Source organism: Streptomyces sp. S186, assembly GCF_051603415.1.
GTDB lineage: Bacteria > Actinomycetota > Actinomycetes > Streptomycetales > Streptomycetaceae > Streptomyces.
On record NZ_CP193932.1, the window covers coordinates 3201894 to 3214740 of the forward strand.

Here is a 12847-nt window from a genome sequence, read left to right on the forward strand (position 1 = left end):
CGGGCGGGCCGGCCCGTTCCGCATCCTCCACACCGCACCCCCCACACCGCATCCACAGGCAGGAGCATCACGTGGCTACCGTTCCCGCGGAGCTGATCAGCCGGGCACAGGCGTGGCTGGCCGAGGACCCCGACCCGGAGACCCGGGACGAGCTGGCCGGCCTCATCGAGGCGGGCCGGCACGAGGAGCTGGCGGCGCGGTTCGCCGGCACCCTCCAGTTCGGCACCGCCGGGCTGCGCGGCGAGCTGGGCGCCGGCCCGATGCGGATGAACCGGTCGGTGGTCATCCGGGCGGCGGCCGGCCTCGCCGCGTACCTGAAGGACAGCGGGCAGGGCGAGGGCCTCGTCGTCATCGGCTACGACGCCCGCTACAAGAGCGCCGACTTCGCGCGGGACACCGCGGCGGTGATGGTCGGCGCGGGCCTGCGCGCCGCGCTCCTGCCCCGCCCGCTGCCGACCCCCGTCCTGGCCTTCGCCATCCGGCACCTGGGCGCGGTGGCCGGCGTCGAGGTGACCGCCAGCCACAACCCGCCGCGGGACAACGGCTACAAGGTCTACCTCGGCGACGGCTCCCAGATCGTCCCGCCCGCGGACGGCGAGATCGCCGACCGGATCGCCGCCGTCCGCTCCCTGGCCGACGTCCCCCGCCCGGAGAGCGGCTGGGAAACCCTGGACGACTCCGTCCTCGCCGCCTACCTGGAGCGCACCGACGCGGTGTTGACGCCGGGCTCCCCGCGCGCCGTCGACGTCGTCTACACCCCCATGCACGGCGTCGGCCGGGACACGCTCACCGCCGCTTTCGCCCGTGCGGGCTTCCCGGCCCCCACGGTCGTCGCCGAACAGTCCGACCCCGACCCGGACTTCCCCACCGTCGCCTTCCCCAACCCGGAAGAACCGGGCGCGATGGACCTCTCCTTCGCCACCGCCCGCAAGGCCGCCCCGGACATCGTCATCGCCAACGACCCGGACGCGGACCGCTGCGCCGTCGCCGTTCCCGCCCCCGGTACGCCGGAGGGCTGGCGGATGCTGCGCGGTGACGAGGTCGGCGCCCTGCTCGCCGCACACCTCGTCCGCAAGGGCGCCACCGGCACGTTCGCGACGACGATCGTCTCCTCCCAGCTCATGTCCCGTATCGCGGCCGGTGCGAAGGCCGGCTACCAGGAGACCCTGACCGGCTTCAAGTGGCTGGCCCGGGTGGACGGCCTGCGCTACGCCTACGAGGAGGCGCTGGGCTACTGCGTCGACCCCGAGGGCGTCCGCGACAAGGACGGCATCACCGCGGCCCTGCTGATCACCGAACTGGCCGCCGAGCTCAAGCAGTCCGGCCGCACCCTCTCCGACCTCCTCGACGAGCTGGCCGTGGAGTTCGGCCTGCACGCCACCGACCAGCTCTCGGTGCGGGTCACGGACCTCTCCCTGATCGCCGACGCGATGCGCCGCCTGCGCGCCGAGCCGCCGGCGGCCCTGGCGGGCCTGACGGTGACCCGCGCGGACGACCTCAACGAGGGCAGCGCAGCCCTCCCCCCGACCGACGGCCTGCGCTACTACCTGGCGGGCGCACCGTCGGACGGCATCGAGGCGGCCCGCGTCGTGGTCCGCCCCAGCGGCACCGAGCCCAAGCTCAAGTGCTACCTGGAGGTCGTGGTGCCGGTGGCCGACGCGAACGGCCTCCCGGCCGCCCGCGCCAAGGCGACGACCACCCTGACAGCAATCAAGAAGGATCTGTCGGCGGCGGCCGGGATCTGACGTACTGACGCGCCGTCAATCGGCTGCGTGACGAGGGCCGGGCTCCCGACGGGGTCCGGCCCTCCCTACGTGGGACGGCGACGGTTGCGGTTGCGGGTGCGGGTGTGGCTCACCGCCCAGCGGGAACGTTCCTACGAGGGCTGCGCCCGATGCGGCCGAACCGTTCAACTGTTCCGGCGGCTCCGGTTGTTCCGTTCGCCCCGGCCCTGTCGGTGGTGGCCCCTACCATCGGAGTAGCCGCTGAGCTTTGAGCAACCCACCGAGGTGATCGTGAGCAACTGGGCCGACCTGACGACTGGTAAGCGCCTCAAGCATCTGCGGGGCTCCGATCTGACACAGCAGGGGCTCGCCGAAGCGGCGGGCGTCTCGCTCGCCCTGGTACAGAAGGCCGAACAGGACCGCGGCGAGCTGTCCGTCGGCTCACTCCTGAAGCTCGCCAACGCGCTCAAGACCGACGTCGCGGTAATCCTGGGGCAGCAGGCGCCGCGTCGGGGGATGAGCGGAGACACCAGGGCTGCCGTGCGACGCATTTCCGACGCGGTGCACGACAGCACCCTTGGGGAATGGGACGGCATGGAGGAGCCGAGTACGCTCGCCGAACTGTCAACTGCTCTCGACCGTGTGTGGGCCACCTACTGGCGGGGCGAATACGGAGAGCTGAGCGGACTCATCGCCAAGGTGCTGCTCGAAGGCAGTGCTCGGTACGGGCAAGCGACGGGGCACGAACGCGAACGGCTGGGATCGGTCCTCGCGAGCACCTACCAGACCGCGGCCTCGACGGCGGTTCTGCTCGGGCAGCGTGATCTCGCCTTCGGCGCGATCGCCTCCGCACGTCAACTGGCCGAGAAGTCCGGCGATCCCGTGCAGGCCGCGCTCGTGGAGTCGACGCTGTCATGGATTCACCTGCGGAGCGCGAGGGTTCCCCGGGCGATGTCCATCGCGGAACGCGCGGCCGTGCAGATCGAGCCGTCGTTCAGCAAGGCGCACCGCCCCCAGTTGCTCGCGTACGGACGGCTGATGATCGCTGCCGCCGTCGCGGCCTCGCGTCGGGGGGACACCGCATCCGCGAACGACTACCTGTCGCAGGCACAGGCCGCGGCCTCCCGGCTCGGTAGCGACGAGGTGCTGTACGGCACGTATTTCGGTCCCACCACGGCGAACACCGAGGCCGTGGGAATCGCCGTGGCCCTCGGGAACCACGGGTCGGCGTTGAAACTGGCCGCGCGCACCACGCTGCCCCGCACCATGCTCAAAATCCCGCGTAACCGCTACAAGCTCGACGTTGCCCTGGCCCAGTGCGAGGCGAAGCTCTACGACCGAGCCGCCGACACCCTGATCGAGGTAGGACTCGACGCCCCGGAGTGGGTCAAACACCAAGCACTGCCCGGCGTCATCGGAAAGCGTCTCGCCAAAGTCTCCACCACACGCGTGCGGAACATCAGCGAGTTGATCGGCGTACCGCTGATTGCGTAGCGCCTACGGAGCGTATGAGTCGAGGGCGAGCATTCCCGCCCAGCCCTACACCCCGTCTCTTCACCATGCGTGATCGTTCGGACACGATTGATGCATGGTCAATGACGAACACGGGCACTGGCGAGGGCCGTCCACGGCTCGCCGAACCGAAAGCGACTTACGACGGCGACAGGCCCTCGCGGACGCGGCAGCAGGCGTCTCACCGGGCGAGGCCGGCGCATCGGCCAAGGCCACGCGCATCGGGCGGTTCCGCTGCGTCATCTACCTCTGCGCCACCTCGGGCGCGGACATCACCGCATGGCGAACGGACTGCACGGAATACGCCGACGCGTTCTGCTGGGAGATCACGGACGTGATCGAGGATGACGACGCGGAAACGCTGCCGCCCGGCGACCGCTCGGGCCTCAAGCGGGCGATCGAGCACATCAAGTCCGGCGCAGCCGGTGCGGTCGTCACGGCATGTCGCTCGATGATCTCTCCCGTAACCCAGGAGTACGACCGGGTCGCCCGCGACATCGAGAAGGCCGGCGGCTTTCTGCACGTCATGGAATCGACGCCGGGCCCCGCCGGATTCGCGGTGTGAAGGTGGCGGCGTGACCAACCCCATGGACACCGCCCGGCTGTTGCCGTGGACCAGCCCGGACGGGAAGCCGTGCTATCTCCTCGGCGGAACCGGCACCGGGTACGTCTCCCGCCTCGCCGACAAGGTCGAAGCGGAGCAGATGCACTCGGCGGCCGAACTCATCGAGGACGCCGGAAACATCCTCGCCGCCCGGTCATGGACACCCGGCGAAATCCACCTGCTGGCCGTCGAGTTGAACGACCACCTGGCCAAGGTCCACCGCGTTTCGCAGAGTCGGGGCGCTCGCTTGCTCCTGATGGAGAACGACCCCGACGAGGACGACGAGAACGACGAACCATCACGTTGACAGCCGCGATGAGAGGAGACAGGAATGGCATGGGGAACTGGTAAGGGCGGCGGAGGAGGCGACGGAAAACACGCCGGAGGCAAAGACCCGGGCACGGCCAAACCGTCGTCCGACTCCAAGGACCCCAACCCGGGCCCGAAGCACGGCAAGGGGAAGTAGGACTCTCCGGATGACCGACACCACCGGAGCCGCCGAGCAGGCCGTCGCGAGCGGCCTGCTCGGCAGGCTGAACACGACACTGCCGCAGCCTCTGACACCTGAGTGGGAAACGGCCTACCTGGGGGTGCCCCGCCACAGGTTCCTCCCGGACACGGTGTGGCTGGGCGATGACCTCACCCCGTGCGACCGCCGGAAGTCCCCGGACGAATGGCTCCGCGCGGCCTACGACGACGAACCCGTCGTGACGCAGATCAACGATGGCGCGGACCCCGGCGACGACGAACGCTGGCCGTCCTGCTCCGCCTCAGCCCCCGGCATCGTCTTCCGCATGCTGCACATGCTGGACGTACGCGGCGGGGACCGCGTACTGGAGATCGGCACAGGAACCGGCTGGAACGCCGGCCTGCTGGCCCACCGGCTGGGTTCGGACCTGGTGACCACGGTGGAAGTAGACCCCGCTCTGGCCGATCGAGCCGCAGACAACCTGAAGGCCACCGGACTGACCCCACACATCGTCACCGGAGACGGGGCGACGTGGGAAGTGGGCCACGACCTGGACCGCTTGCTGGCGACCTGTTCCGTCCGAAGGGTGCCGCCCGGCTGGGTAGCCCGTATGAAGCCCGGCGGTGTCATGCTCCTCCCCTGGGAAACACCGTGGCTCTGCTATGGCCTCCTACGCCTCGTCGCGAATTCCGACGGAAGCGCCTCCGGCACCTTCCACCCTCATTCCGCCTTCATGCTCATGCGCGGCCAACGCACCGACCTGCGGATCTTCCGCGACGTGGTCAGGGACGAACACGCACCCGACGAAAGGTCCACGACCTTGTCTCCGTGGAGCATCACAGGGGACGACTGGGCGGCACAGTTCACCATCGGCCTCCAACTCCCCGACGTGTGGTGGACCTGGCACGAAAGCCCCGATGTTGAAGGGGTGTCCGCCCGTCTCTGGCTGGCCACCGTCGACGCCACGTCCTGGGCCGCCATCGACTACGACGGAGAGACGGACGAACGGTTCACGGTCTGGGAACACGGCCACCGCCGCCTCTGGAGCGAAGTCGAGGCGGCCCACCACTGGTGGAGAAGCCATGCCTGCCCCCGCCCGGAGCACTTCGGAATGACCGTGACCACCGACGGCCGGCAGACACCATGGCTGGAGACTCCCGGTCGGCCGATCCCGCAAAGGGGAGAGGGAACTTGACAGACGCGAGGAAGGCGCCTGTCGGGCCACGGCCATCAACTACCGAGGAGTTGACGACATGACGAACCCCATGGACACCGCGTGTCGGCGCATCGCCCCGGCCGTTCGGGGCGACGTCGAGAACCGGGGTCGCGCCCCGAGGATCGGGCGCGCCGGCGCGCAACGGTGCGCTCTCCGTGCCAGGTATCTCGCCGGGCCGGCGCGGGAACCCCGTAGGGGCAACCATCGGGCGGCCCAGGAGACTTCGATCCACCCCCACCGCCGACCACGGCACATGGGGGGGGGCCTTCATGCATTCCTTCATCGAGCACGCCCGTAGGCTCGGGCAGCGCATCGCCCAGAACACGCAGCAACGTGCGCAGTTCGGGCGGCTCGCGGCGGGGCAGTCGCCGATGGCGCTGTTCGTGACGTGCTCCGACTCCCGGGTCATACCGTCCCTGATAACCGGGGCCCGCCCGGGCGACCTGTTCGAGCTGCGCACGGCCGGCAACGCCGTCCCGCGCTACGACGAGCAGCGGCCCAGCGGCGAGTCCGCGACCATCGAATACGCCGTGGACGTGCTCGAAGTCCCGGACATCATCGTGTGCGGCCACTCGCACTGCGGAGCGGTCCGCGCCCGCGTACACCGCGAAGACCTCACCACCGTCCCGGCCGTCGCGAGCTGGCTCGAAGCCCAGCTACCGGACGGCCTGGACACGCTCGGACGCGACGGGGACCCGGGCGTACACGAAGCCGTACAACGCAACGTGCGCGTACAGCTGGAACGGCTGCGTGCCTACCCCTGCGTGGACAAGCGCCTGGCCGCCGGAAGGCTCCGACTGCACGGCTGGTTCTACGCGGTGGACACCGGGCTGGTCCTCGCCCACCACCGCGGCCTGGACGCGTTCCTCCCGCTGTGAGCCCGCTGTGAGCCCGCCACCGCCCGGGAGCGGCGCCATCACGCCATCACAGCGCCAGCATCACCGCCAGCCCCAACGCCCCCACCAGGGCCGGGGCGAGGATCGCGTACGACCAGCGGACGCGCGGCTCGCCCTGGGCGGTCTCGCGGCCCGTCGCGCGTTCCTTGATCTCGCGGAGTTCGGCGAGGGTCTGGTCGGCCATCGCCTTCGGGACCGGACCGGAGTCCGCGTTGAGGCCGAAGCGGGGGCGGTCGGCGGCCGCGCCGCGCGACGCCTGGCGGGTGGCCTTCTTACGCTGGCGGAGGGAGACCGGGATGGCCCAGAGCTGGTACTTGGTGCCGCCGCTCACGAAGACCTCCGCCGAGAAGTGTGCGCGCAGTTCGTCGACGGCGGACCAGGGGAGGGTGATCGTCCGGAACGGGTTGCGCACCAGGAGCCGGTCCTCGTTCGCCCGGACGAGCGGGCGGAGGGAGAAGGCGGCGACCAGGGGCACCCCGAGGAGCAGCGCGAAGAGCGCGGTGAGCTTGATGTGGACGGTGCCGCGCAGCAGCGCGTCGCCGCCGAGCCAGAGGCCGAGCAGGATGAGGAGCGCGCCGCCGACGAGGGCCGCCGGCGAGCGGTAGCTGCGTTCCGCGTACTGCGGACGGGGCGAGGTGGACGGTTCCGGGCGCGTCATGCCGCCGATTCTGCCTGACTGTCCGGATGCCGGACACGGCGTGGTTGTTGCGTTCCGGCATCGATGCGGGGCCGCGAACCGTCCGCCGCCGCCCCGCCGGAGCCGGCCCTACGCGGCCCGTGGGAGCAGGTCGGCGTAGAGGATGATGTTGTCGGGGCGGTGGCCGTCGCGGAGGTCGCCGCCGCAGGTGATCAGGCGGAGTTCGGGGCGGGCGGTGTTGCCGTAGACCTGCCGGGTGGGGAAGTGCGCCTTGTCCACCTGCTGGAGCGCGCGGACGGCGAAGGCGGCGGTGGTGCCGTCCGCCCGGTCCGCGAAGATCCGGTCCCCGGGCCTGATCCGGGCGACGTTCTTCATGACGGCGGGGCCCTCGGCGGTGTCGTAGTGGCCGATGAGGACGGCGGGGCCGGTCTCGCCGGGGGTGACGCCCTGGTCGTACCAGCCGATACGGTCGGCGGCCCTGACGGACGGCACCTCGACCGTGCCGTCCGCGGCGAGGCCGAGGCGCAGGACCGGTCCGGTGTCGACGCCGGCGGCCGGGATCCGTACGCGGACGGGTGCGGCGGCCGGCATCGGGGACGCCGCCGCGGTCTGCGGGGGCGCGGCGGGAGCGGCGGGGGCGGCCGGCGAGGCGATGTGCACCGGCGGCACGCCGTTGGCGTCGACACCGGGCCCGTCCTCCGTCAGGCCGACGACGAGCAGTGTGCCGCCGAGCGCCAACGCGAGCAGGCAGGCTGCCAGAGCCCGGCGGCCTGCCCGGCGCCCCTGGGGGGCGCGGCTCACCCCTGCGAACCCGCGTCCTGGCGGCGGCGCAGCACCGCGATCGCGATGCCCGCGGCGCCGGCCGAGGCGAAGGCGCCGCCCGCGAGGACCAGGGTGTGGTCGGAGTCGCCGACACCCTCGGCGCCGGCCGCGACCGAGCCCTTGGGCACGACCTTGGTCTGGCCGCCGGTGGCCTTGGCGTCGGAGACGGTGGCCTTGACGTCCGAGAGGGTGGCGGCGGTCGCGGTCGCGGTGGCGGGCTTGGTGGCGCGGTGGCCGGCCGGCTTGGCGGCCGGCTTGGCGCCCGGCTTCGCGGACCGGGGCAGGGCATAGGTCTTGGTGCCCTGGGGGCCCGTGACCTGGAGCTTGGGGGCACTGCCGTCTGCGTCGAGCAGGCGCAGGGTCATCCCGTCCAGGGAGGCGGTGCGGTGTCCCCGGTCGAGGAGGTCGATGACCCGGACCATGTAGGTGTCGCCGGGCTTCCAGTGGGGGCCGACGTAGCGGATCCAGGCTTCGGGGCCGCCGGCGGCCGGGTCGTTCCGGAGGACGGCCACATAGCCCTTGCCTATGTAGACGGGCTGCCCGGCGTAGCGGTCGGAGGCCGGCAGCTCGGCGGCGGGCTTGACGGGAGCGGGGGCGGTCTTGGCCGAGGCATGGGCGGTCTTGGCCGGGGCGGCCGTGACGTGCGTCGCGTGCGTCCCGACGGCGGCGGGGCTGCCGTCCGCGGCGCCGGTCTGGGCGGCGAAGGCCCCGGCGGCCGGACCGAGGACGGCGGCCGCGACCGCGGCGGAGGTCGCGGCGACGCGAAGGGCCCGGCGCCGGCGCGAGAACATGGAGGACATCGACAACTCCCCGTTTTACGTGTCGTGTTGGAAGGGTGAGCAATTGGGCAATTGAGCAATTGGGCAACGAGAGCGCAGATCACCCGGTGATCGTGGTCGAGCGCAGACCGCCCCGGTGATCGTGGTCGTCGATCCGTCGGGCGGCGTGACGAAAGAAACATTAGTGATCTTGCTTGATGGTGCTCCCACGGGTTCGTAACAGATTGCCCACAGAAACCCATCCGTCCGGTTTCTCCCCGTTCCGCGACCCTCCATCCCTCGACGGCAAGAACGACGAAATCCAGGGGGTGACAGGAAGCTACGCGCGTAGATATGCTCCCCTCGTGACCATGCCCACCACTGTTCCCGCATACGGCAAAGAGGCCGCGGGGCGCCTGGCATCGATGGCGGACGTGACCGCCTCGGACGGGGCGCTGCGCCGCTTCCTGCACGGACTCCCCGGCGTCGACGCGGTAGGGCTCCAGGCCCGCGCCGCCACGCTCGGCACTCGCTCGATCAAGACGTCGGCGAAGGCGTACGCCATCGACCTCGCCATCTCGATGATCGACCTGACGACGCTCGAAGGCGCGGACACCCCCGGCAAGGTCCGGGCGCTGTGCGCCAAGGGCGTCCACCCCGACCCCACGGACCGCACCGCCCCCAAGGTCGCCGCGATCTGCGTCTACCCGGACATGGTCGGCGTCGCCAAGGAGGCGCTGGGCGACTCCGGCATCCACGTCGCCTCGGTCGCCACCGCCTTCCCGGCGGGCCGGGCCGCGCTGCCGGTCAAGCTGGCCGACACCCGGGACGCGGTGGCCGCCGGCGCCGACGAGATCGACATGGTGATCGACCGGGGCGCCTTCCTCTCCGGCCGCTATCTGGAGGTCTTCGAGGAGATCAAGGCCGTGAAGGAGGCGTGCGCCCGGCCCGACGGCAGCGCCGCGCACCTGAAGGTCATCTTCGAGACCGGCGAGCTCCAGACCTACGACAACGTCCGCCGGGTCTCCTGGCTGGCGATGCTGGCCGGCGCCGACTTCATCAAGACCTCCACGGGCAAGGTGGCGGTGAACGCCACGCCCCCGGTCACGCTGCTGATGCTGGAGGCGGTGCGGGACTTCGCCGCCGCGACCGGCGTGCAGGTCGGCGTCAAGCCGGCCGGCGGCATCCGGACGACCAAGGACGCACTCAAGTACCTGGTGATGGTCAACGAGACACTGGGCGAGGAGTGGCTGACCGCCGACTGGTTCCGCTTCGGCGCGTCCAGCCTCCTCAACGATCTGCTGATGCAGCGTCAGAAGCTCGGCACCGGCCGGTACTCCGGCCCCGACTACGTCACGGTGGACTGACCATGACCTTTGACTACGCACCGGCGCCGGAGTCGCGCTCCGTCGTGGACCTCGCGCCGTCCTACGGGCTCTTCATCGACGGCGAGTTCGCCGACGGCGCGGGCGGCGGCCTGCGCAAGACCGTCTCGCCGGCCACCGAGGAGGTGCTCGCCGAGTACACCCAGGGCACCGCCGAGGACGTCGACCGCGCCGTGCAGGCGGCCCGCAGGGCGTTCGAGAAGTGGTCGGCGCTGCCCGGCGCCGAGCGCGCCAAGTACCTCTTCCGGATCGCCCGGATCATCCAGGAGCGCTCGCGCGAACTGGCCGTCCTGGAGACGCTGGACAACGGCAAGCCGATCCGCGAGTCGCGGGACGCCGACCTGCCGCTGGTGGCCGCGCACTTCTTCTACTACGCGGGCTGGGCGGACAAGCTCGGCCACGCGGGCTTCGGGCCGGACCCGAAGCCGCTGGGCGTCGCCGGCCAGGTCATCCCCTGGAACTTCCCCCTCCTGATGCTGGCGTGGAAGGTCGCGCCGGCGCTGGCCTGCGGCAACACCGTCGTGCTGAAGCCGGCGGAGACCACACCCCTGTCGGCCCTGTTCTTCGCGGACATCTGCCGTCAGGCCGGGCTCCCCAAGGGCGTCGTCAACATCGTCACCGGTGACGGCGCGACCGGCGCGGCGCTGGTGGCCCACCCGGGGATCGACAAGGTCGCCTTCACCGGCTCCACCGAGGTGGGCAAGGCGATCGCCCGTACGGTCGCCGGCACGGACAAGAAGCTCACCCTCGAACTGGGTGGCAAGGCGGCCAACATCGTCTTCGACGACGCGCCGATCGACCAGGCCGTCGAGGGGATCGTCAACGGGATCTTCTTCAACCAGGGGCACGTGTGCTGCGCGGGCTCCCGGCTGCTGGTCCAGGAGTCGGTCCAGGACGAGCTGCTGGACGCGCTCAAGCGGCGGATGGCGACGCTGCGGGTCGGCGATCCGCTGGACAAGAACACCGACATCGGCGCGATCAACTCCGCCGAGCAGCTGGCCCGGATCACCGAGCTGGCCGCGGCGGGCGAGGCCGAGGGCGCCGAGCGCTGGTCCCCGGCCTGCGAACTGCCCGGCTCCGGCTACTGGTTCGCGCCGACGCTGTTCACCGGCGTCACCCAGGCGCACCGGATCGCCCGCGAGGAGATCTTCGGCCCGGTGCTGTCGGTGCTGACCTTCCGCACGCCGGAGGAGGCCGTCGCCAAGGCCAACAACACGCCCTACGGCCTGTCGGCGGGCATCTGGACGGAGAAGGGCTCCCGGATGCTGTGGATGGCGAACCAACTGCGCGCGGGCGTCATCTGGTCCAACACGTTCAACAAGTTCGACCCGGCCTCGCCGTTCGGCGGCTACAAGGAGTCGGGCTTCGGCCGCGAGGGCGGCCGGCACGGTCTGGAGGCGTACCTCAATGTCTGACGCGCGGCTGAGCGTTCTCAAGACCTACAAGCTGTACGTGGGCGGGAAGTTCCCGCGATCCGAGAGCGGCCGGGTGTACGAAGTGACCGACGCAAAGGACAAGTGGCTCGCCAACGCCCCGCTGGCCTCCCGCAAGGACGCGCGGGACGCGGTGGTCGCCGCCCGCAAGGCGTTCGGCGGCTGGTCGGGCGCCACGGCGTACAACCGGGGGCAGATCCTCTACCGCGCCGCGGAGATGCTGGAGGGCCGCCGGGAGCAGTTCGCCGCCGAGGTGGCGGACGCCGAGGGGCTGTCGAAGGCCAGGGCCGCGGCGCAGGTGGACGCGGCGATCGACCGCTGGGTCTGGTACGCGGGCTGGTCCGACAAGGTCGCCCAGATCGCCGGGTCGTCGAACCCGGTCGCGGGCCCGTACTTCAACCTCTCCGCGCCCGAGCCGACCGGCGTGGTCGCCGTGCTGGCGCCCCAGGAGTCGTCGTTCCTGGGCCTGGTCTCGGTGCTCGCCCCGGTGATCGTCACGGGGAACACCGCGGTGGTCGTGGCGTCCGAGCGGGCCCCGCTGCCGGCGCTGTCGCTGGCCGAGGTGCTGGCCACCTCGGACCTGCCGGGCGGGGTGGTCAACCTCCTCTCCGGCCGTACCGCGGAGCTCGGCGCTCCGCTCGCCGCCCACCAGGACGTCAACGCCCTTGACCTGACGGGCGCCGACGCCGGCCTGGCGAAGGAACTGGAGACCGCGGCGGCCGACAACCTCAAGCGGGTGCTGCGCCCGCGGGCGACGGACTGGTCCGCCGACCCGGGCACCGACCGGCTGCTGGCCTTCCTGGAGACCAAGACGGTCTGGCACCCGATGGGGGTCTGACGCCCTCCGGCCCCCGTCCGGGCCGGCAGGGACGAAACGGCGCGGGACCTCGCCCTCGGGGCGGGTCCCGCGCCGTCGTGCGTCGATCGGGGCGGCGGTTAGGCGGCGGCCCGTCAGCCGGGCAGCAGCCGCATCGCGGTGCCGGTCACCGGCAGGGTCCGCAGCGTGCCGCCCTTGGTGACCGGGTCCGTCGCCTGCTTGGTGCTCACCGGCTTGAAGTCGCCGATCTGGGTGCCGACGCCGTTGTCCAGCGGATCGACGCCGGTGTGCGCCATCGGGTCCAGCTTGAGGTTCTTGACGGGGGCCAGGCTGCGGCCCGTGGAGCCCGTCATCGCGCGGGCGATCGACTGCCCCACGACGCCTTCTTCGCTCGCCGCGTGCTTCTGCGGGGCCGTGCCGGCCGGCACGGGGGCGGCCGCGCTCGCCGCCGCCGCACCGCCCGAGAGTGCGGCGCCGGCCGCGGAGATCACCAGCCCGGCGCGCAGCAGACCGCGGGGGACGCGGCTGGGCTTGGGACGTGCGTGGGAGGGCATCTGTGCCACCTGCCTGTGGT

Annotated in this window: 13 protein-coding genes; 9 read left to right on the forward strand and 4 right to left on the reverse strand. The window is 71.5% G+C overall.

Going from position 1 to position 12847, the window contains the following annotated elements; all coding sequences use genetic code 11:
- Window positions 1-71 precede the first annotated feature (71 nt).
- The 6 genes from ACRAS8_RS13325 (at window position 72) to ACRAS8_RS13350 (ending at window position 6403) form a co-directional block, all read left to right on the forward strand.
- Entirely contained in the window at window positions 72-1745 is a 1674-nt protein-coding gene (locus ACRAS8_RS13325; protein WP_438486140.1) for a phospho-sugar mutase, read from the forward strand.
- Between the two features lie 270 nt (window positions 1746-2015).
- Window positions 2016-3218 carry a helix-turn-helix domain-containing protein gene (locus ACRAS8_RS13330; RefSeq protein ID WP_438486142.1) on the forward strand — a complete coding sequence of 401 codons (1203 nt, stop codon included), beginning with the start codon at window positions 2016-2018 and terminating at the stop codon, window positions 3216-3218.
- Between the two features lie 94 nt (window positions 3219-3312).
- Complete coding sequence (locus ACRAS8_RS13335; protein ID WP_438486143.1) at window positions 3313-3801, forward strand: hypothetical protein; 489 nt, start codon at window positions 3313-3315, stop codon at window positions 3799-3801.
- A 10-nt stretch (window positions 3802-3811) separates the two neighbouring features.
- The gene (locus ACRAS8_RS13340; RefSeq protein ID WP_438486144.1) at window positions 3812-4147 is read left to right on the forward strand and encodes a hypothetical protein; all 336 of its coding nucleotides are present in this window, start codon (window positions 3812-3814) and stop codon (window positions 4145-4147) included.
- A 169-nt stretch (window positions 4148-4316) separates the two neighbouring features.
- A complete protein-coding gene (locus ACRAS8_RS13345; protein WP_438486146.1) occupies window positions 4317-5504 on the forward strand; it encodes a methyltransferase domain-containing protein in 1188 nt (395 codons plus the stop codon).
- A 290-nt stretch (window positions 5505-5794) separates the two neighbouring features.
- Complete coding sequence (locus ACRAS8_RS13350; protein ID WP_438486148.1) at window positions 5795-6403, forward strand: carbonic anhydrase; 609 nt, start codon at window positions 5795-5797, stop codon at window positions 6401-6403.
- A 46-nt stretch (window positions 6404-6449) separates the two neighbouring features.
- Here ACRAS8_RS13350 and ACRAS8_RS13355 read toward each other — a convergent pair whose 3' ends face one another.
- The 3 genes from ACRAS8_RS13355 to ACRAS8_RS13365 all read right to left on the reverse strand — a co-directional run bounded on the left by ACRAS8_RS13355 (window position 6450) and on the right by ACRAS8_RS13365 (window position 8680).
- Window positions 6450-7079 (reverse strand): PH domain-containing protein, encoded by a 630-nt coding sequence (locus tag ACRAS8_RS13355; protein ID WP_438486149.1) that lies wholly within the window; start codon window positions 7077-7079, stop codon window positions 6450-6452.
- Window positions 7080-7187: 108 nt separating this feature from the next.
- Window positions 7188-7859 (reverse strand): class F sortase, encoded by a 672-nt coding sequence (locus ACRAS8_RS13360; RefSeq protein ID WP_438486151.1) that lies wholly within the window; start codon window positions 7857-7859, stop codon window positions 7188-7190.
- Complete coding sequence (locus tag ACRAS8_RS13365) at window positions 7856-8680, reverse strand: hypothetical protein (protein ID WP_438486153.1); 825 nt, start codon at window positions 8678-8680, stop codon at window positions 7856-7858. Before ACRAS8_RS13365 ends, ACRAS8_RS13360 begins: the two co-directional genes overlap by 4 nt.
- 329 nt (window positions 8681-9009) lie before the next feature.
- Between ACRAS8_RS13365 and deoC the strand changes: the two genes are divergently transcribed.
- Genes deoC through ACRAS8_RS13380 form a run of 3 tightly spaced genes read left to right on the forward strand, consistent with a single transcriptional unit; the run spans window position 9010 to window position 12294 of the window.
- Window positions 9010-10005 (forward strand): deoxyribose-phosphate aldolase, encoded by a 996-nt coding sequence (gene deoC, locus ACRAS8_RS13370; RefSeq protein ID WP_438490462.1) that lies wholly within the window; start codon window positions 9010-9012, stop codon window positions 10003-10005.
- Between the two features lie 2 nt (window positions 10006-10007).
- Window positions 10008-11438, forward strand: a complete 1431-nt coding sequence (locus tag ACRAS8_RS13375) for an aldehyde dehydrogenase family protein (RefSeq protein ID WP_438486155.1) — start codon at window positions 10008-10010, stop codon at window positions 11436-11438.
- Window positions 11431-12294, forward strand: coding sequence for an aldehyde dehydrogenase family protein (locus tag ACRAS8_RS13380; protein ID WP_438486157.1), 864 nt, complete (start codon window positions 11431-11433; stop codon window positions 12292-12294). Before ACRAS8_RS13375 ends, ACRAS8_RS13380 begins: the two co-directional genes overlap by 8 nt.
- A gap of 113 nt (window positions 12295-12407) precedes the next feature.
- Here the strand turns inward: ACRAS8_RS13380 and ACRAS8_RS13385 are convergent, their stop codons facing one another.
- Window positions 12408-12827: a hypothetical protein gene (locus ACRAS8_RS13385; protein ID WP_438486159.1), complete on the reverse strand. Its 420-nt coding sequence runs from the start codon at window positions 12825-12827 to the stop codon at window positions 12408-12410.
- Window positions 12828-12847: the final 20 nt, after the last annotated feature.

Bases quoted from the DNA above. Each gene is read 5' to 3' on its own strand.
- ACRAS8_RS13335 (WP_438486143.1), top strand. From the start codon at position 3,313: ATGGTCAATGACGAACACGGGCACTGGCGAGGGCCGTCCACGGCTCGC.
- ACRAS8_RS13345 (WP_438486146.1), top strand. From the start codon at position 4,317: ATGACCGACACCACCGGAGCCGCCGAGCAGGCCGTCGCGAGCGGCCTG.
- ACRAS8_RS13350 (WP_438486148.1), top strand. From the start codon at position 5,795: ATGCATTCCTTCATCGAGCACGCCCGTAGGCTCGGGCAGCGCATCGCC.
- ACRAS8_RS13355 (WP_438486149.1), bottom strand. From the start codon at position 7,079: ATGACGCGCCCGGAACCGTCCACCTCGCCCCGTCCGCAGTACGCGGAA.
- ACRAS8_RS13365 (WP_438486153.1), bottom strand. From the start codon at position 8,680: ATGTCCTCCATGTTCTCGCGCCGGCGCCGGGCCCTTCGCGTCGCCGCG.
- deoC (WP_438490462.1), top strand. From the start codon at position 9,010: ATGCCCACCACTGTTCCCGCATACGGCAAAGAGGCCGCGGGGCGCCTG.
- ACRAS8_RS13375 (WP_438486155.1), top strand. From the start codon at position 10,008: ATGACCTTTGACTACGCACCGGCGCCGGAGTCGCGCTCCGTCGTGGAC.
- ACRAS8_RS13380 (WP_438486157.1), top strand. From the start codon at position 11,431: ATGTCTGACGCGCGGCTGAGCGTTCTCAAGACCTACAAGCTGTACGTG.
- ACRAS8_RS13385 (WP_438486159.1), bottom strand. From the start codon at position 12,827: ATGCCCTCCCACGCACGTCCCAAGCCCAGCCGCGTCCCCCGCGGTCTG.